At 53.4% G+C, this 311-nt stretch carries 1 protein-coding gene; it reads left to right on the top strand.

What is annotated here, in order from left to right:
- Nucleotides 1-311, top strand: a 311-nt coding sequence (locus B4F73_RS12170; RefSeq protein WP_290483388.1) for a DDE-type integrase/transposase/recombinase, incomplete at both ends; no start/stop codon positions are given.

Genomic DNA, 311 nt, shown 5'->3' with positions numbered 1-311 from the left:
CAATGGCAGTGGCACCTGGACGAAGTCTTTGTGAAGATCCGTGGAAAGACCCGCTATCTTTGGCGCGCAGTCGACCATGAGGGCGAAGTTCTGGAGTCCTTCGTAACGAAGACGCGCGATAAGGTTTCAGCGTTGAAATTCATGAGAAAAGCCATGAAGCGGTACGGCAATCCACATGTCGTGGTGACTGACAAGTGCCCATCGTATCGAGCCGCTATGAAATTGATTGGGAACGCCGGCCGCCAGGAAACAGGGCGTCATCTCAATAATAGGGCCGAGAACTCTCATTTGCCATTCCGAAGGCGAGAGCG

The organism is Hyphomonas sp. UBA3601, assembly GCF_002375605.1.
Taxonomy (GTDB): Bacteria; Pseudomonadota; Alphaproteobacteria; order Caulobacterales; family Hyphomonadaceae; genus Hyphomonas.
The sequence above is the reverse complement of the archived record's forward strand: the minus strand, read 5'-3'. Positions and strand labels throughout refer to the sequence as shown.